This window comes from Tepidisphaeraceae bacterium, from assembly GCA_035998445.1.
GTDB lineage: Bacteria > Planctomycetota > Phycisphaerae > Tepidisphaerales > Tepidisphaeraceae > DASYHQ01.
Map to the genome: position 1 here is coordinate 128,114 of DASYHQ010000010.1, position 18,418 is coordinate 146,531.

General features: G+C 64.4%; 13 protein-coding genes. 7 read left to right on the plus strand and 6 right to left on the minus strand.

The window, feature by feature from the left end:
* Positions 1-44: 44 nt before the first annotated feature.
* Complete coding sequence (locus tag VGN72_03245) at positions 45-1,247, minus strand: substrate-binding domain-containing protein (GenBank protein HEV7298354.1); 1,203 nt, start codon at positions 1,245-1,247, stop codon at positions 45-47.
* Positions 1,248-1,917: 670 nt separating this feature from the next.
* Here VGN72_03245 and VGN72_03250 point away from each other — a divergent pair.
* The 3 genes from VGN72_03250 to VGN72_03260 all read left to right on the plus strand — a co-directional run bounded on the left by VGN72_03250 (position 1,918) and on the right by VGN72_03260 (position 7,371).
* Positions 1,918-5,532 carry a glycosyl hydrolase gene (locus VGN72_03250; protein HEV7298355.1) on the plus strand — a complete coding sequence of 1,205 codons (3,615 nt, stop codon included), beginning with the start codon at positions 1,918-1,920 and terminating at the stop codon, positions 5,530-5,532.
* A 21-nt stretch (positions 5,533-5,553) separates the two neighbouring features.
* The gene (locus tag VGN72_03255) at positions 5,554-6,231 is read left to right on the plus strand and encodes a hypothetical protein (GenBank protein ID HEV7298356.1); all 678 of its coding nucleotides are present in this window, start codon (positions 5,554-5,556) and stop codon (positions 6,229-6,231) included.
* 150 nt (positions 6,232-6,381) lie between these two features.
* Positions 6,382-7,371 (plus strand): hypothetical protein, encoded by a 990-nt coding sequence (locus tag VGN72_03260; protein HEV7298357.1) that lies wholly within the window; start codon positions 6,382-6,384, stop codon positions 7,369-7,371.
* 322 nt (positions 7,372-7,693) lie between these two features.
* Here the strand turns inward: VGN72_03260 and VGN72_03265 are convergent, their stop codons facing one another.
* The 3 genes from VGN72_03265 to VGN72_03275 all read right to left on the minus strand — a co-directional run bounded on the left by VGN72_03265 (position 7,694) and on the right by VGN72_03275 (position 12,154).
* Positions 7,694-9,361 carry an ATP-binding protein gene (locus VGN72_03265; protein ID HEV7298358.1) on the minus strand — a complete coding sequence of 556 codons (1,668 nt, stop codon included), beginning with the start codon at positions 9,359-9,361 and terminating at the stop codon, positions 7,694-7,696.
* Positions 9,348-10,892, minus strand: a complete 1,545-nt coding sequence (locus VGN72_03270) for an ATPase domain-containing protein (protein HEV7298359.1) — start codon at positions 10,890-10,892, stop codon at positions 9,348-9,350. Before VGN72_03270 ends, VGN72_03265 begins: the two co-directional genes overlap by 14 nt.
* A 161-nt stretch (positions 10,893-11,053) precedes the next feature.
* Positions 11,054-12,154 (minus strand): chemotaxis protein CheB, encoded by a 1,101-nt coding sequence (locus VGN72_03275; protein ID HEV7298360.1) that lies wholly within the window; start codon positions 12,152-12,154, stop codon positions 11,054-11,056.
* Positions 12,155-12,632: 478 nt separating this feature from the next.
* Between VGN72_03275 and VGN72_03280 the strand changes: the two genes are divergently transcribed.
* A complete protein-coding gene (locus tag VGN72_03280) occupies positions 12,633-13,274 on the plus strand; it encodes a hypothetical protein (GenBank protein ID HEV7298361.1) in 642 nt (213 codons plus the stop codon).
* Between the two features lie 189 nt (positions 13,275-13,463).
* Here the strand turns inward: VGN72_03280 and VGN72_03285 are convergent, their stop codons facing one another.
* Complete coding sequence (locus tag VGN72_03285; GenBank protein ID HEV7298362.1) at positions 13,464-14,381, minus strand: PEP-CTERM sorting domain-containing protein; 918 nt, start codon at positions 14,379-14,381, stop codon at positions 13,464-13,466.
* Between the two features lie 183 nt (positions 14,382-14,564).
* The gene (locus VGN72_03290) at positions 14,565-14,693 is read right to left on the minus strand and encodes a hypothetical protein (protein ID HEV7298363.1); all 129 of its coding nucleotides are present in this window, start codon (positions 14,691-14,693) and stop codon (positions 14,565-14,567) included.
* Between the two features lie 293 nt (positions 14,694-14,986).
* Between VGN72_03290 and VGN72_03295 the strand changes: the two genes are divergently transcribed.
* From VGN72_03295 to VGN72_03305, 3 genes are all read left to right on the plus strand, one after another.
* Positions 14,987-16,144 carry a DNA-binding transcriptional regulator gene (locus VGN72_03295; GenBank protein HEV7298364.1) on the plus strand — a complete coding sequence of 386 codons (1,158 nt, stop codon included), beginning with the start codon at positions 14,987-14,989 and terminating at the stop codon, positions 16,142-16,144.
* 384 nt (positions 16,145-16,528) lie between these two features.
* Positions 16,529-17,341, plus strand: coding sequence for a type II secretion system protein (locus tag VGN72_03300; protein HEV7298365.1), 813 nt, complete (start codon positions 16,529-16,531; stop codon positions 17,339-17,341).
* A 48-nt stretch (positions 17,342-17,389) separates the two neighbouring features.
* On the plus strand, positions 17,390-18,376 hold the full coding sequence (locus tag VGN72_03305) for a PEP-CTERM sorting domain-containing protein (protein HEV7298366.1): 987 nt from the start codon (positions 17,390-17,392) through the stop codon (positions 18,374-18,376).
* Positions 18,377-18,418 lie beyond the last annotated feature (42 nt).

Consider the following 18,418-nt stretch of genomic DNA (forward strand, 5'->3'; position numbering starts at 1 on the left):
CGTCCGGCAAATAGCAGTCTGCCTTCCGGCCGGCGTGTGTTGGATCACGCAGGCACGGGACCATCGGTCGTACCGTCGAGAAGCGTGCAGGGCAAAATGGACGTCTTCTGCGGCAATTGTCCAGCAGCGGCCTCACGGGCTTGTTGTGCGAGCAGACGTCCCGTTGCTTCCAAGGGTAGCGCAACTGTCGTCACCGTTTGGCCTGGGAACCAACTAGCTTCGCGGGCGGCCTGATCGAAAACGATGACGGATAAGTCGCCGGGGATCATGAGGCCGACCTCGACGACCGCAAGCGTTAGCACGCGCAGCAGTGACGCGGATCCGACCACCACGGCGGTCGGCCTACGCCGGCGCAGGAAGCGGGCGAGCCGACCATCGTCTGTTTTACGTTCTTCCTGGTTGATCCAAAGGCACAGGTCTTCATCGGGATCGAGCCCGGCCTCGGTCATGGCCTCAACGTACCCCCGGTATCGCTCGAAGGCCCAAGGGGCAGGGACCATGTCCTGAATGAACGCGATCCGCTGATGCCCCAATCCGACCAACCGTTGCACCGCCAACTTCGCGCCACCGACGCCGTCCTCGCGGATTGTGGGTATTCCCATCCCGGCCAATCGGCTGCCCGTCAGCAGCACCGGTATTCCCATTGCCTTGGCCTCCGCCACCAGCATCGCCCACTCCTGGTGGGGCGACAGACAGGCCAACACGTCCGGTCGGATCTGCTCGAGCCGGCGGCGGACGTGTTCGATGCCCAATCCGCACCCGAGCAGGTCGATCGACAACCGCTCGGCTACCGCCGACTGTTCAAGTCCTTGGATCACCTCGAACGAGTACCAACTCCATCGCGGCCCCGCCGGATAGCCCAGAAGCAGGGCTAGCCGGACCAAACCCTCCACCGGCCCGACCGCGGCAGCGCCGTCCCTTGCCGCGGGCGCGGATCCCATGTCGCCGTCGTCGGACCTCCCCTTGCCCGTCCCCAACCGCGCCGCGGGATTGACGATGCGCGGCCCGACGAAGGTGCCCGTCCCTTGGCGACGCTCCAATAGTCCCTCACGAACGAGAAGGTCGAGCGACTTGCGCACCGTATTTCTCGATAAACCGGTGCGGCGAACCAACTCATGGTCCGACAAGAACAATTCCCCGGGCACCGCCTTCCCGTTCAGGATGTACTCCCGAAGTTGCTTCCGGAGCACTTCGAATGCGTTTCGTCCCGGGAGGGGCTCCGTCAAGATGAAATCTGCATTGGACATGTGCAGCTAATATACCACAGTTATGCCCATGTTGGTGGCCGAGTTTCTGAGTGATAGACAATTTCCAGCAGCATAGTCCAGCCAAATACTTTCACTATGCAGGCGACGCGCCCTCAGATGATGCAGTATTCCGCCCCATTTTCCCTCGACTCAAGCGATACGGTCGTTTCGGGCAGATCGAGACGACGCCGCAGAGCCGTCCTCATCCCGTTCGCACAATCCTCTGATCGCAGACAGCAATTGATGGACATGTCCAACACTGATTTCCGTTCCGAAAACGCCTATTTCATCCCAAGAGTAGACCGTTTGCGAGAATTCCTCCCTTCTTCTTTGCCCCTTGGGAAAGATGATGTATAGTTGCACTGCTACTTGTTCACTAACTCGTCGGCATGTTCATTATGTTGGTCGGCATTGGCGGTGACCGCGATCACTCCGCACACAGCTAACGACCGCAAGCATGAGAGTGGTGATTTCCCGTCCATGGGCTGAGGGTGGTCTTTCCCAGTGCCGAGATCGGCGGTCAGGCCAAAGGTCGGGCAGAGACACGGTCCCGGTAATGCGATGGAGGCGAAGGGACCAACGGGGCTGGAACGCCTTTGGTTCGCTTGTAGCGGCAACGCCCGGAACGCCACCACCGGTCACAATCTAGCGCGCTTTGCGAAGGAACAATATGACTGCCCCATCTGCCTTCCGGCACCATCAACCCACCGTCTGCGAATCGCTGGAGTCGCGCAGTTTGCTTGCCGCCGCTCCACTGTTTCTCGACTTCGGCGGCATCGCGAGTGAAGCTGCGACGTACACGTTCTCCGGCGCCTATAGCGCCAGCCCGGTCTCCCATACCACACCGGCCCACCAAGACATCGCAGGCGGTGGTGGCGCGGGCCTCAGCGGGTCGTTGTTCAACACGTACAACAACGTGGGCATGACCCATCGCGCCAGCGGCCTGAAGTTCGCCAACGGCGCCGCCGCAAACAACGTGACATTGACGTGGGGGCGGTCACCCACCGCCGGTGGGACGATCGCGTGGGGCACGTTGCCCGCCCTGTCGACGGCAACCGTCACCACCGCGGGCGCCGAGCTCAACCATCCGGTCTTCCGATCCGTCTCATCGGCCTCCACAAGCGCCAATGGAAACGCCGACGTGGGCGTGCGGATCGCCGGTTTGGCGCCGGGTACCTACACGATCTACCTGATCAACCAAAACCCCGGCGCGCCCAACGAGCAGTACGCCACCCTGATCGGGAAGAACGTCGGGAAGTTCGATCCTGAACTGAGTCGCACGTCGGGCGCATTGAAGGCTGACGGACAATTCTCGTCACCGACCGACTACACCATCGTCCGCATGGCGATCAACGCCGGCGATAACTTGGACGTCGTCGTCCGCGGGCTGGGCGCCCAGCGGGGCACAGCCAAGTTCAACCTGATCGAGATCGTCCCCGACGCCAACGACACGACGCAGTTCGCGATCCCGGGCGTGGGTGGCGTCGTCGGGCCGGTAGGTGGCAGCGCCGGCGACAACGGCGCACGTAACACGAACGCGATTCAGGAATGGCTCGGGGGCGTCAACGGCGTCGGGATCAGCAACAACGAGATCTGGACCGGCGATTTCATTGGCGGCTCGAACTGGTCGGAAATGGCTTACTCGGCCACCACCCAGCGCATCTGGGGCCAGTGGGCGAACGACCCCAACCATTCAGGCCGCAAGGCCGCCTTCGCAGTGAAGATGTTTGCCGGGCCGGGCGACGGATCGGGCACGCCGAAGTATCAGGCCGATGGGGTGACGCTCACGAGCGACGGCCGCAGCGGGTGGTCGGGCCCGGCGTCGTTCGACGACGGCTTGGCCGGCAAGTGGGACAGCGTTTGGCGCCGGCTGGCGAACATCTTCGTCGAGCAGGGCCTGGGGGACACGGTCATCCGGCTCGGCTGGGAGATGGACGGCACTTGGTATTCATGGTCGGCGCTGGAGGAACCCGAGAAGTTCGCAGCCTATTTCCGCCACATCGTTCACGTCATGCGGTCCGTTGCGCCCGACCTCCAGTTCTGCTGGAATCCCGGCGCGTCCAACAGCCCGGTGACACCGAAGTTCGACGCCTACGCGGCCTACCCAGGCGACGACGTCGTCGACCTCATCGGCTTGGACTTCTATGACTGGGACGCGTACATCTACCCGTCCACGAACTACAACAACCCGCCGTCGCAAAACCAACGTGAGATTGTCGCCAACCGGTTTCTCACCGGCCCGAAGGGGCTGAATTTCTGGGCGGACTTCGCGCGCAACCGTGCACAACCCAAGCCGCTGGTCATCTGCGAATGGGGAACGGCCGACCGTGTCGGTGACGTGAAGGGCAGCGGCCTGGACAACGCGACGTTCGTGCAGATGCTCCACTCGTTTGCCAGCGATCCAATCAACAACGTGGCTTGGTCGGCGTACTTCAACCGAGGTGGCGACGGCAACCATCAGATCGCGCCGTACGAGGGTGGCCGGTTCGTCCATTACCTCGACGACGGCGGCACCCAGCGTCAGACAACTTACAAGTCGCAGTTCCCCGTCGCGGCGACGAAGTACCAACAACTGAACACCTACACGCCGACGTCGCTGGCCAACAACTGGGACGTCGGCGGCGCGGCGGCCGGTGGCGCGTGGTACGACCGCTACACGAACGGTTGGACCGTCGTGGGCGGGGGCAGCGACATCTTCGGCACCGCCGACCATTTCCGCTTCGCCGGCGCTGCCGCCACCGGCGACACGACGATCGTCGCCCGCGTCACCTCGCTGACAAACGAGGACCCGTTTTCCAAGGCCGGCATCATGCTGCGCGACGGTACGACGAACGCGGCGGGGGCCGCCTTCGCCAACGTGGTCGTCACGCCCACGAACGGTCTTCGCTTCACCTATCGCCCGAGCGCCAACGCACCCGCGCAGTCGATCGGTAGCGCGACGGTTCCCGCCGGCGCCCCGACGTTCGTGAAGCTCGTGCGCGTCGGCAACATCGTGACGGCTTACTACGCGATCACCACGACCTCGCCGGACGCGGCGGACTGGAAGATCGTGGGCAAGTCCGTCACGCTCAACCTCGCCGCGAATTACCAGGCCGGCCTGGCCGTCACGTCGCACAACACGTCCCGTTTGGCTACCGCGACGTTCACGCATTTCTCGATCACCAAGCCGGGTCGTTCGCCGGCCGCCAATGGGGCGTCCGACGCGTTCGGTGGGTCGGTGTTGGCACGGTCGGCGGACGTGGGCGCCCCCTCGTTGCCGGGTGGCGCTTACTACGCGAACGGCCAGTACACCGTGAGTGCCGGTGGCACTGACATCAACGGCGCCGCCGACCAGTTCCACTTCGCCTCGACGCACCGATCGGGCGACACGACGATGATCACCCGCGTCGAGGCCATCTCGGGCGGCAGCGACTGGGTAAAGGCCGGGCTGATGTTGCGCGATACCGGCGTGACCGACGATGCCGGTGCCCGGTATGCCGCGGTCCTGCAGACGCCGGCGCACGGCATCCTGTTCCAGTTCCGAAGCGGCACGTCTGGTGGGACGAACGCCACCTTCCGGACCTCGCAGAACATCGCCGGTCCTCTGTGGCTGCGGCTCGTGCGCAGCGGGGACAATTTCAGCGCCTACTACGCGACGACGACCGCCACCCCGGCGGCCGGCGACTGGGTACAAATCGGCGGCACCGCGACCCTGCCGCTGTCACCGGTCATGGCCGCGGGACTCGCGGTGACGGGCCACAGCGCGTCCGCCACCGGCCAGGCCGTTTTCAGCAACCTTGCCGTCCTGTCAGGCAACGCCGGGGTCGCCGCGCCGGTGCTGCTGTCCACCGCGGTCAACGGTGGTGGCGCGCAACGCTCCATCGTCAACTCATGGGTCTTCACGTTCGACCGACCGGTCGCGTTCGACAGCACTTCGATCGTGATGCAACGGCGCGGTGGCAGCAGCGTGACGTCCATGTCGTTCAGCCTCGTCAATGCGTCAAAGGACCTGATGCGATACGCGTTGACGTTCAGCGACGCGTCCCACATCGGCGGCTCGCTGCCGGATGGCGTTTACGACCTTCGGATCGGCACGACCGGGGCCACCTACACCTTCCACCGCCTGTTCGGCGACGTTGACGGGAACGCCCGGGTGGATGGGTCCGACTTCGTCGCGTTCCGCGCCGCTTACGGCACCGGTGTGGCCGGCTACAACCCCGCGTTCGACTACAACGGGGACGGCCTGATCGATGGTACCGATTTCGTTGCCTTCCGCGCGCGGTACGGAACTGGCATCACTTACTAGGAGAGGAACCCGAGCAACATGATGAGCAACTACAAGAAGACGAAACAGATGATGGCGACGATCGGCGCGGCCATGCTGTCATTGGCAGCAGTGAACGTCGACCGCGCGACGGCGGCCTATTCGCTGCAATACACGTTTGACGATGCGGACGGATACGTCATCGCTTCGCCAGGCGCAACGACGGCGGTCACGGTATCGCTGCGGGAGACGGTTAGCGGCGCCGATGCATCAATCCTCGGCACCGCGGGGTTGACCGGGGCCGGTGTGAGACTGAACTGGGCCGGATCGGCCCTCGGCGTCGCCGGCGCCAGTTCCGTCACCGCGTTGTCCGGGTTGAGCAAGACCGTTGACCTTACCTCCAGCGGGTCGGTCGGTTACGCGGGCTTCGCGTTCGACAACGTCATCCCCGCCGCGACCAACAACGGCAACGGGAGCGTGAGCTACACGATCCCCATTGCGCGATTCGTCATCTCCGGTTCGACCGCAGGCGCCACGACCCTGAGCCTTTCCCGCTACCAGCCAACTGGAAATTACACGTTCTCCGACGGCACGGAACTCGACGGGGTGGAAGCCCTGTTCGCGAGCACTACCACGATCACGGTCGTTCCCGAACCGAGCGCGATCGGGCTGATCGTCGTCTCTGCCCTGTTCATGCTCGGGCACCGAAACCCGAAACTGCGGCGACACTTTACCGCTTGAGGCATCCGAACTGACTGATAAGTCATAACAAAAGCGTACTTGCTCCTGATCCACGTGGCTTAGGGTCAGTCCGCTCATTTCATCCGGAGGGAAACTCACATGAAGAATGGTCCAGCAACGGTCTCTTGCGTTTTGGCTGCTGTTTCTACTTTGACCATGTTTGGCACGATGGCCCACAGCGCCGAAATCGTGCTAAACAATAATGACGCGTTCGGGCAGTCGAGCTTCGCTCCGAATGCGGGCACCACGCTTGCGCAGGTAAAGTGGAGCGACGGTCAGTTTCCCACGGCTGGCAACAACTATGACGTGAACGGTAGGCAACTGCGCACGCCCGCAGATGCCAATAGTTACAGCTTTGCCGGTGACTCGCTAACCGTTGAGGCCAACGGGATCATCAATACCAAGGGCACGTCCAACAGTGTCGTCTATACCTTTGCAAACCTGATCCTGTCGGGCGGTCGGATCGCCAACGGGAACGGCGTCTTCAACGGTGGAACTCAAACGATTGCCGGTGCCATCACGCTGGCCGATGGCACAACCTCCAGCCTCTCGACCCCCGCGGGTGGAAGCAACTCGAATGTCCTCTCGGTGACGGCTGCCATTTCGGGCACTGGCGCGCTGTACGCGTATGGTGAAGGCGGTTCGATCGGCAAGATCGTTCGGCTGAGTAACACCAACAACGCCTATTCCGGTGGCACGACAGTTGGTGGCGGCACGAGCACGGGGGGCGACATCGACCTGCAGGTGACCGCCGATCGCGCGCTGGGTTCCGGCAACCTGACCATCGCGCCCAGTTCAGCCACCACCTCGAGCAACGTGACGTTCAGCGGCGGCCTGACGAACGACTACATCGCCGACGTAGCCACCTTGAACTTCGCCACCGGCCCGGAGGCCAGCCCCAACAAGCTGAACCTGAACTTCACCGGTAGCGATATCCTGATGGCGATCCTCGTTGACAACGTCGCGCTGGGCGCGGGCATCTACGGATCGTCGACCAACACGGACGTCGGAGTCACCCAGGTCAACTGGATCTCCGGCACCGGCACGCTGACCGTCGCGGCGGTGCCCGAGCCATCGATGGTGATGGCCGGCGCCGTCGCGACAGGCATCATGATGATGCGCCGGCGGCGCCAGCATTGATAATGCCGCATAGGAACGGGGCGGCGGCGGACGGCACGGTTGCTGTCCGCTGCCGCCATCCTTTTCCTTCGCAGCACGATTTCCCGCCTCCTTCTGCATCCGCTGGCGCTTTTATGCGCCCATCAATACAAGACAACAGCCAAGGCTACGCCGCCCTCTCCTCCAACGCTGCCAGCTCAGAGCGCCGCCCGCAGACAGTTATCTCACTGCTGGATATGCACGCCGCCACAGGAGTCGCAGTGCGTCTGACGATACTCCTGCTCGTCGGCATAAGCGTTGATGAAATTTACAACTGGCCACTACGCGAGGCCTTGAGTTTTGCCTAGCGCGTCCGACGTTTGAGCAGGTCCGCCACCGTCGCGACCAATTCATCTGGATCTAGGGGCTTGGCCAGATGAGATTGGAAGCCAGCCTCGAGCGCGCGGCCACGGGCGGCGCCAGTGGCGTAGGCGGTAATGGCGATCGCGAGAATCGTCCCGCCTTGGGCGGCGGGGGTGGCGCGGACGTGCTCGATCAGCTGATAACCGTCCATCCCCGGCAAGCCGATGTCGCTTAGAAGAACATCGGGCAGGCCACCCGCCCCGCCTGCGGACGTTCGCTGGAGCACGTCGAGCGCGTCGATGGCCCCGCTTACGGCCACCACCCCGGCGCCCGCCGCCTCGAGCGCGAGCGTTAACGCGCGGCGCACGTCGGGGTCGTCCTCGACCAGCAAGATGCGGACGCCCCGCAGCGCTTCGGCCGTCGCGACCGCGTCGGGCGCGGGCGGCGCGTTCGAGGCACTGCCTTGCGCTGGCGTCGTGTCGCGCGCCAATGGCAGCTGAACGATGAACGCCGACCCCTTGCCCTCGCCATCGCTCCGGACGGAGATCGCACCGCCGTGCAGCTCGACGAGTTGATGCGTGATCGCCAGGCCCAGCCCCAGGCCACCTTGACGACGGCCCGCCGATGCGTCGGCCTGCCGGAAGCGATCGAAGACGTGCGCGAGGAACGCCGGGTGGATGCCCTTGCCGGTATCGGCCACTTCGATGAAGACGTGCGCGTCGTCGGCATCTCGCCCGAGGCGCACGAGCACGTCGCCGCCGCGCGCGGTGAACTTCACGGCGTTGCTCAGCAGGTTCCAGACGATCTGCTGCATCCGATCGGGATCGGCGCGCACCACGCCGGCACGAGCATCCAGCGATGCGGTCAGCCGCACGCCCTTGGCGTCGGCCGATGGACGCACCACGTCGATCGCTGCCCGCACGGCCGGTTCGACCTCCACCTGGCGGTCGTTGAGGCGCAGCTGGCCCGAGGTCATGCGCGCCGCATCGAGCAGGTCGTCGATCAACCGCGACTGCGACTGGGCGCTCCGCTCGATGTTGCGCAGCGCCTCGGGCAGCTCCCTGTCCTTCAACCGCCCCGCCGACGCCAGCTTGGACCAGAGCAGGATCGCGCTCAACGGCGTGCGCAGCTCGTGGCTGACGGTCGCGAGGAATTCGTCTTTCAGGTGATTGGCCCGCTCGGCCTCAACGCGGGCCGCGTGCTCGCGCGCCATCAGGTCCCGCACCTCGAACTGCCGCCGCCGGGCGCGCATGGCCGCCTGCGCCGTCGTCACCAGCGCCACGGCCGGCACCGGGCGAAACAGCACCGTCACGTTCCCCGCGCGGCGCAGGGTGCCGACCAGCTCGGCGACCGGCTCGCGCAGCCGCTGGTCATCGGCCAGCAGCAACAGGACGGGAAGGTCCGACCAGGGCGCCTGCGCCGCCAGTGCCGAAACGAGTTCGGTCAGGCCGTTCTTGGTCAACGCTTCGACGGCGACGACGATGGCAGCGGTCAGCTCGCTCCCCACCGCCGCGGCGAGTTCGGACATGCTTCCCACCGCGGCGCAACCGATGCCCCCCTTATTGAGCACGTCGCAGATGACCGACGCATCACGTCCCACTGGCGTAAGCGCGACGATGCCCGCAGCCGCAGCCGCAGCCGCAGTATCATGCCGGTCATCCGCCGTCATCGGCAACTCCGGCATTGCTCCGCCCGCCGACGGCGCGCGTGTCGGGCAGCAACAGGTGGTAGAAGCCGGTCAGCGGCTCGTCGCCGACGACGATCCGGCCGTCAATCACGGCCAGCTCGCGGATGCCGGTGTCGTGGGCGCCGTGCTTCTTCTTTACGGCGGAGATGCAGCGGTGGATGGTAGCGTCGGACTCGTAGAAGCCGAGGACGAGGATCGTGTCGGACAGGTAGCTGACGTCGACGCCGTCGGTCGTGCCGATGCTCATGAAGCCTTCCTGGGCGCCGCACATGATCAGCAGCACGCCGCTGCGGGTCAGGTAGGTCAGCAGCTCGTGCAATTGGGTGACGAGCACGTCGGCGACGCCCATGGCGGCGAAGTAGCCGATGACGCTGTCGATCACGACGATCTTGGTCCCCTTCTTCTCGACGAGCTCGCGGACCTGCTGAGCGAACTCGCCGGGCGCGATCTCGCCGGGGTCGAGCTGGCGGATGAGCATGCGGCCGGCGTCGATCTCGCGGCGGATCGGGATGCCGACGCCCTCGGAGCGGGTGATGTAGGTCTCGGGGCGCTCGTCGAGCAGGAACAACGCCGAGTGCCCGCCGGCGCGAGAGACGGACGCGGCGAACGCGGTCGCGAGGCTGCTCTTGCCGACGCCGGACGGGCCGACGATCAGGCAGCTCGTGCCCTCCTCGACGCCCCCGCCGAGGATTCGATCGAGGTTGTCGATCCCGCTGGGGATGCGGCGGTACTCCTTGTATTCGGGTTGGACGTACGCACCGAGGCGCGGGAAGACGGTCATCAGACCGGTGTCGATCTTCATGTCGTGGTACCCGCCGTTGTGCGGCAGCCCGCGGGCCTTGATCACGCGGACGCGGCGGCGGACGTCGCCGTACGGGCGCGGGTCCTGGCTGAGCTGGATCACGCAGCCGCACAGCGGGTGGAAGATCACCTCCGGCGGGCTCCCCTTCTCCTCCTCCGCGGGATGATCGGCCATCACCATCACGGTGCAGCCGTTCTCCGCGAACAACTGGCGGAGCGTGACGACCTCGCGATGGTAGCGCTCGACGGTGCCGGCGACGATCTGCAGGATCGTGATCGAGTCGATGACGGCCCGCTTGGGCTTGACCTTCTTGACGAGCTTCTCGACGTCGTGAAACAGCTCGTCCAGCTCGACCTCGGTGGTCGGCAGGACGGTCTGCTTCCGCGAGACGCGGTCGGCGACGGTGGCGGGCGCGAGCTCGTGAACGGTGATGCCGTCGAGCGACCAGCCGTGCGAGTGGGCCATCCGCTCCAGGTGTAGCGCGGCCTGCGACAACGTCACGTACAGGCACGGCTCGCCCAGGCGCACGCCCTCGCGCAGGAAGTGGAGGGCGATCGTCGTCTTCCCGGTGCCGGCGACGCCCTGCACCATGTGCATCTCCTCGCGCGGCAGTCCGCCGTGCAGGACGTCGTCGAGCCCGGCGACGCCGGTGGAGGCGACGGGCGGCTGTTCGGGGCTGATGTCTTTGTTGCTCGAGGGTGACGTGGCCATGTGGAATGAGCGGAAGGAGTTCCGGACCGTGGGCCGCCCCAACGTCCGCTAACGCCGTGGCCGCCCTTACGATTTCGACCAGCATATCGCTGGCGGCAATTGGTGAATGCGCCGAAATATCTCGCGATGGCCGCGCCGCCCTCGAAGGCGGTCCCCAGCGACTACCTTGGGCCGGTCGTCTCTGTCGCGGCGTGTCCCTGGCGGCTGACGTAGACATGCCCGGACATCACCGACCGTATCGCGACGACCAGTTCGTCGTACGCCTTCTGCTTGCTCAGCACGGCCGCTGCGCCGGCGTGCAGCGCGCGGTCGGTCGCTCCGGCGTCGGTGTGAGCCGTCAGGGCAACGACCTTCGTCTGCGGCGCCATGGCCAAGATCTGGCTGGTCGCGCCGAAACCATCGAGCTCGGGCATTCCCAGGTCCATCACCACCACGTCCGGCCGGAACTGGGCGGACAACCGAACCGCATCACGACCGTCGGCGGCATCGTTGGCCAGAACGCTGAGGTCGTGCTCGGCGTTAAGCAGCGCGCGCAGCCCGTCGCGCACGATCTGGTGGTCGTCGACCAGCAAAACCTTCGTCAGCGCGCGCTCGCCGAGGTCGGACGCTGTACCGGCCTCATCATGTGCGCGGGGCGACGCTTCCTGACGGGCCAGCACCTGCAGCAGCAACGGACCCATCTCGCTGGGCGGCAACACCCACTGCGCCGGTCCGATCGCCGCCGCCGCCTCCGGCATTTCCGGCCACCGGGCCGAGATTGGATCCTGGGCGACCACGACGCCGCCCGCGTCGACGATCGCCTTGCTCCCGATCGCGCCGTCCGTGCCGGTGCCCGACAGCACGATGCCGATCGCGCGCGAGCCGTGCGTCCAGGCGAGCGAGGTGAACATCAGGTCCGCCGACGGCCGCACGAAGTTCAACCGCGGCCCGTCGATCAATCGTAGTGTTTGGCCCGCCGTGATGTGCATGCCCGGCGGGCAGATGTAAATTGAACCGGCCCGCAGCGGCTCGCCGTCACCCGCTTCCTTCACCGTCCACGTCGTGTGTTTGCGCAACAGCTCGACCAGGAAGCTCCGGTGTCCAACGGCCCGGTGCAACGCGATGACGATGGCTGCGCCCGCGCGGTCGGACACCGACGGCAACAGCTCGACCAATGCCTCATAACCCCCAGCCGACGCGGCGATCACGATGACCGGACACGTCGCGCCCTGCCGCGACTCTTCACGGTTTGACCGTCCCGCTGCTGTGTCCTGATTGCCCACGATCGCCACCTGCCATTGTGGGCGTGGCCTGCGTCCCGGGATGACCAATACGCCGGTCCCCCTGAGCCCACAAGCCTCGCCTGCCCGCGGGAAGATGATAGCCGACGTGGCCCCCTTTCGCACCATACGGTCGCGTTCCCAATCACGCAGCCGAGCAGGGCGGTTGTTCGCGCGGTGCGACTCTCCCCTGGCCAAGCAGCCGCCCCGCCGTCGGGGCACGCCGCCCCTGCGACTCGATCCCGCCCCCTGCGCCGCCCTTCCCCCTCCAGCTCCGCCAGCGTCTTCCACAACGCCGTTCTCAAGCAGTCATCGCACTGCTGATGATGAATCCCCGCCACGATCGTGCCCGCCGTCACGCCGCCACAGCAATCGCAGTGCGTGGCGGTACTCCTGCTCCTCGCGGTAGTTGTTGGCTCAAGTCGAAGTCTCGGCTCGTATGTAAGCCGCACGTCGGCACGTACGCATCAGTGGACAATTCGTGGACGGACGGGGACTCGATTCGGCCAACGCGCCGCTGGAGCCGGACCGTTGGCGCGAGCTCTATCCGGTGCCGTCCTCCCACTCGTCGCTCGCCCAGTTGTCCGGCCGCCGGGACATCGAGGAGTTGGTCGGACGATGGCTGCAGTTCTTTGAGGTCCATGGCGTCAAGCACCAGCATATTCCGTCGCTGCTGCCCCAGCATTACTTACCACTGACCGCGCTGATGGATGGGCGCCAGATCGCCACGTTGCTCGAGGAGCGCGTCCTCCGCGACGCCTCCGAGCTCTTCAACGTTTGCTACGAATGGTTGATCGGCGACTCGGATCTCATCTATCACGGCGTTCCGCTTTCCTTCGACGTTCGGGGCCTGCTTCGCGTGCTCGAAGCGTGGATCCCAACATGCGAGGAGGTCGCGATGTTCGGGTTCCGGGGCGGGAAGAAGCCACTGGAGGACGCGCCGCCCCAGACCTGCGCGTTCATGCTGCGCGGCACGATCCCCGAATTCGGCGAGAAGCCGGTCTTCAAGTACCAGCCACTCTACGACGCGTGGCGCCGGTTTGCTTCAGGCGAACGACCAGCTGTTCCAGACGCTCGGCATACTCCTCCTCGCTGGCGGCGATCATCCCGCAGCTTGCGGTGACCGTGGCGGATCATCTTCGTGTCGGTCCCGCAGATCGAAGTGGCGGCCACCTTCAGCAGCACTTCGTCGTCCCCGACGCTGGGCAACGGCACGTCGGCGACCTTCAGTCCGCCGCCCTGCGAATAGGTTGCTGCGATCATCGTCGGAAGGCTTCGTATCGCGCTAGGCGATCATGGCGCGGCCAGTGTGCTACCGAGCGATGGCCTTCCGGCGTCGCAGGGTCAGACCGGCAGCGGCGGCGGCGAGGAACACGAACGAACCGGGTTCCGGAACCGGGGTTACCGACGTCTCGACCAGCACGTTGTCGAACTGCCGCCGATCGCCGGTGTTGATGCCGAACACGACCTCGTTGAACGTGAACTGCGTCGCGCTCGCGTCGATCGCCGAGGCGGTTCCGAGGACCGTGGTACCCGCGGCATTGGAGATGGTGAGCGCCACCGTGTTGGAGGTCGCCGTGGAGCGGGTGATCAGGAGTTCCGCAAGGTAGCTGACCCGCCGCTGATTGAGGGCCGGCGCGACGCTCACGCCGGTCAACGTCGCGTTGTCCGTGCCCGCCAGAATGCCACTGTTCGTACCGCCCTCGTAAGCCAGTTCGGCCAACGAGGTAGTTCCGGTTCCGAGGTTGGCCCGATAGCCGGAATCGTCATTGAACGACGAGCCCCCATTGGCCGTGGTGAACGTCAGGGACGGCGAGTTGTAGAGGCCAATCGAGAAGCTGCCGTTAAGAATGGGATCCTCGTCCAGAAGGAAATTCGTGCGCAGGCGAATGTAGTCACCAACGCCAAGCGTGACCGACGCCGGCACATCCCCTCCTGCGTTGTAAAACGTGCCGACCGCCGCGGTTCCGGGATATCGCATCTGCAATGCGGGGCGCGAGGGGTTGAAGCCCCCAGACGTAGGCGACACGGTTCCGAACGAACCGCTGGCGGTGTTATCGGTGAACCATGGGACATCAGTCGTATTAGTTAAATCATTGCTCAAGCCATCGGTGAAATCGTCGTTCAGGACGGTCACCCCCGATGCGACTGAGCTGCTAGCAAGCAGGCTGAAACCGACGATAGATGCTGTGAAATAGCCACATTTGAACGTCGCACCGAACTGAGACATTTCTTCCTCCATCTGATTTCGCTTCGCCCCAACCTCAACCCCGATTTGCCCGCGTGGGAACGTGAACAAACGTATCACGTATCTGAACCGATGCCTTCCCAATATGCGGAATGTTCTTCCAATTTTGCGACATCGAATACACCGCCGCTGCTGTATCAATCCAGTAGGTCAGAGCCTAAATAGTCAGCGACGGTGACCCTCGACGGCCCAACCGTACCCGCCACCGGTCAGCCGGGCGAAGTTCATTCCCATCTCGTCGAACAGCACATCGACCTCTGGCGACGGATCGGATGGATAGTTGGCTCCTATCAAAAAGGGTTGCTCGTCCGCCGCGTTGACCGGCGAAACCTGAGCGAGCAATGAGCCAACCACAACCAGCCCGAATGCCGATCTACCTGACATGCATCCGTCGGCTGTTCAGGAGTCTAATTTGCCAAGCTGCGGCATCCACCCCAAATTGCGGAAGATATTTCCTGCTTTGCGACAGAAATTCGTTTATATAAGACGGCGTCGATTACCTGCGAGGACACTTCTCCACGGGGATGGCGACTCGTGAGAACCCTCGCGTTTGCGCAGAAGCCGGAGCTCTGGCAGGACGAACCCCTATGCCCCACACGCTTCCCATCGCGCTCCTGATGCGTCCGGACTCGGGCTACTACCGCGGCGTGCTCCGTGGGATCGTCAGCTACGCCGACCAAGCTCATAACTGGGTCTTCGGTATGGCGGCACAGACGACCGACGTGCTGCAGATGCTCAAGACGTGGCACCCGGCTGGCGTGCTGGCGTTCATCTACAACAACGAGATGCCCGAGCTGCTTAAGTCGCTGGGCATCCCCGTCGTCAGCTTTGCCAATACGGACGCGAGCGTCAACTTGCCCATGGTTGGCGTCGACGACGTGGCGGTCGGGCGAATGGCCGGTGAGCACCTGCTGGAGCGCGGGTTCCGGCACTTCGCGTTCGTGGGGTGCTCGTCGTTCGCGTATTCGAACCAGCGCGAACAGGGGTTCGTGCAAACGCTTCAGAAGGTCGGCTTGGCGTGCCAGAGCTACCATGATCCCCACGCCCCCGACGCCGCCAGCGTCTGGGCGTGGACGGCCGACGCCGGCATCCAGCAATGGCTGCTGTCGCTCCCACGGCCGTGCGGCATGTTTGCCGCCAATGACGCGATTGGGCTGCGATTATCAGAGATTTGCCGACAGGTGGGCGTGCGCATTCCTGAAGACATCGCGCTGATCGGTGTGGACGATGACGACCTGTTCTGTGGCCTGGCTCACCCACCGCTGTCCAGCGTGAAGACGCCGCTGGAGCGCATCGGTTACGAGGCGGCCAAGCTGCTTGCAAAGCTGATGAGCGGGGAACCGGCGCCTGCAGAACCCGCGTTGCTGCCACCGGTCCACGTCGTCACGCGCGCCTCGACCGACGTGCAGGCCATTGCGGATCTCGATTTGGCGGCGGCCATCCGGTTCATCCACCAGAACGCGCACCGCCCGATCGACATCAAGCAGGTGCTGCAGGACATTCCCCTTTCTCGCCGATCGCTCGAGCGCAAGTTCCGCGCCGCCTTCAGCCGCACCCCATTGGCCGAGTTGATGCGCGTGCGACTGCAACGCGCCCAAGACCTGCTGAGCAGTTCCGACTTGTCCATGTCGACGATCGCGCAGCGTGCCGGCTTTGGTACGGGAAAGCAGCTCAGCATGACGTTCCACAAGCAGCTCGGCATCACCCCCACCGCCTACCGTCGCCAGTACCGCCTTCACCGATAGAGCCGCTCCACTGCCATTCCCCAACTGCGGCATCAAAGACTTCTACAGTGTCGCATTCCGGGAAAAGATTTCCGCATCTTGGGAAGGTCACCGCCGATTTCGGGACTATATTTCCTTCATAACACCGGTCGCGGCAAGTTAGTCGTGTCTGACCTCGGTGGATCGGGTGATGCAGTGGGACACAGGTCAACTTCGGCCGCCTCCTCCTGCGAAGGCCGCCCGCAGCGCGCCTGGCACGTCCTTGCTAAACCGGTGACGACGGGCTCGGCGATGTTGACCAGCCCACGCACCAAAATGTGCCACCGTTCCCCATCGACGGCGGCTCGAGCCATCTCTCTTTCGTACCGGGGCGCGTTCAGCACCACCGCCCTGTAGGAGCATCCCATGCAGCGACGCAGTCAAGGGTTCACCCTCGTGGAATTGCTTGTCGTAATCGGCATCATCGCCGTTCTCATCTCGATCCTCCTGCCCTCGCTTGGCAAGGCCCGACGGTCAGCGGCGTCGGTGGCGTGCCAGTCGAACCTGCGGCAAATCGCAATGTGGGGCCTGCAGTACGCCAACGATTGGAAGGGCTATTTGCCGCACAACGGGTATCAATCGAACAACTTCACGTTGGGCTACCCCGCGTCGAACACGTGGTGGTATCACAAATACTTGATGAGCCAGTTCCGCACCGAGCCGCAGGTCCTCGCCGCGCTCAACCGTCAGGAAGGCACCGCCCTTCACTGCCCCACGACCACGGCCGAGCTGCAGCCGAAGCGAGCCCCTTCGGGAACCACGCCATGGACCAACGGCTCGTACAAGGGGTCGGCGACCAACTACAGCATGAACAAATGGTTGGGCGGAGACCTTGGTGGTGGCTATTACGCGACGCCCACCAGCGTGAAGAGCGGACTACTGAAGTCGAGCAAGTTCTGGTTCACCGACACCTGGACCAGCACCTATCTTGGGACATGGCAGTTCGATAGCCGCGTCGACATGATCCTGGTCGCGGGCAATCGCAAGCCGTGGATGTACCAGTACGGCGGGCGCGACGCTGGCCACCCCGGCCGTTCGGCGAACTTCGCGTTTGGTGACGGTCACGTGGAATCCATTCGCTACCACGATTTTCGCACCCTTCACGCCAACGGCACCCAATGGAAGCAGTTCACCGGCTCGCCGCAGGGTGCTCCGGCTGCCACCCTTCCGTTGGACTGATAGCCACCGTTGGACCCGACATTACCAGCATCGCCAGAGACATGATTGATGTTCAAGACCGCAACCCAAATATTCATCTGTACGGTGTTGCTCACGGGTCTCGGGTTTGCCCCAACCGCCAGTGTATCGGCGGCGCCGCTCAGCTGGGCGCCGCCGACGCTGACCACCCCCACCGTCATCGATGTGGCAAAGGTCCTTCGCGACGCCCCAGCGTGGAAGACGACGCCGGGCCATCTGGATCTGGACGTCACGAAGGACTACGTCATCCACATGCCCAGCACCTCCATGACCGTCCCGGGCGGCCTGGGGATCATCGGTGGACGCAACGTCGTGGTCATCGGTGGCGACGTTCGTTTTGATGAGGCTCCAGCGGCCGACTCCCCATCAACCCACCGCCGCGGCCTTTACGTGAAGGGGTCGACCGGGACCGTTCACGTCGAAGGGCTGCGCATCGGCGGCGATCATCTGGCGGAAGGCATCAACATCGACGTCCGCACGCCCGGCGCGATCGTTCAGGTGCAGAACATGCGCATCGGGCGGGCGCTGGGCAGCCGCGAGGGTCATCACGCCGACGTGCTTCAGACATGGGGCGGCCCCAGCCAGTTGCGCGTGGACCGGCTTTCAGGATTCAGCAGCTACCAGGGCTTCTTCCTGAACCCGATGGACTTCAGTTCGACACCGGTCGATCTGTTCGACTTCCGCAACATGAACGTGGTGACCGGCGGCTACGCCTATTGGCAGACAAGCGACTTCCCGATCGCCATCCAGAACGTGTGGGCCCGGTCCGAGAATCCAACGAGAGACAACGTCGATGATCTCCTGTGGCCCAAGGTGGGCACGCAGAACTGGCGCGACTGGGCGGACGTGCGACTGGGCACGCCGCCGGGTGGCGACTTCGTTCCCGAAGGTGTCGCCGGCGTCGATTATGTTTCGCCGGGCTACGTCGCCGTCGCCGTACCGGAACCAGCGGCGCTCGCCCTGCTAATGTCGGCCAGCCTGCTGTTCCTGCATCGCCGTCGCGGCATCATGAATTGACAGGGTGCGTTGAGGAAACCAGAAGCTTTCAATCTTCAGGAG